General features: G+C 50.4%; 1 protein-coding gene. It reads left to right on the top strand.

Annotation, left to right across the window (positions count from 1 at the left end):
• Positions 1–144: 144 nt before the first annotated feature.
• On the top strand, positions 145–708 hold a 564-nt coding region (locus tag BP727_RS10105), incomplete at its 3' end, for a hypothetical protein (protein ID WP_286858666.1).

Below are 708 nucleotides of genomic sequence, written 5' to 3'. Positions count from 1 at the left end.
TCATGTATGAATATCGTTAATATTGCGGCCATCCTGGCATTCTTCATAATATCTGGAATTGTCGTTGCTGCTCCATTGCCACTTCAGTTGATAGTCAACAATGATACGATGCAATGTGCGAGTTTCCTGCCAGGGGATGAGTGCATGGACTGCACGCCGCCCGATGGCTGGGAGATATTGGGTCCATATGGCCCTTGCCCGGAAGACTACACACTGGTTACTGTAAGGAGCAATTGCCAGGGCTTTGAGAATGAGCGTTGCTGCACGAAGTGGCATTCAGGGGCATCAGGAGACTGCCAAAACCTGGTTAAAAATGATTTGACCAGGGAATGCGCCTTTGTGGACGATGCGGCAAACCGCACCCTTCTCTCTGGATGGATGAAGATGCCCGAAAATGCTTCCTCATCCAGCTGGTTATGCCCGCATGACTACAACTGGACGACACTCACAGGAACCATTCCCGCCAAGGTTGCTCAATACGGCCCAGTAAATGTAGCCTCTGTGACAAACGAGGCTGATTTTCTTGCAAGCCTCGGCAACAATGTATCTGGCTGGACCTGGCTGACGCAACCCGGTCAATCTGCAGCCTGGACTTTTTATAATCTGCCCACCAATCGGAGGCTTTACATTTATCTTGCTCCTCTGGTAACTCGTCCTTCTGGAAACGGCGGAGGCAGCGGATATTCAACCGATGTGAGGATAACATGT

This window comes from Methanosaeta sp. UBA356 (assembly GCF_002496465.1).
GTDB lineage: Archaea > Halobacteriota > Methanosarcinia > Methanotrichales > Methanotrichaceae > Methanothrix > Methanothrix soehngenii.
Note: the sequence above shows the minus strand (reverse complement) of the source record. Positions and strands in the feature narration are given on the sequence as shown.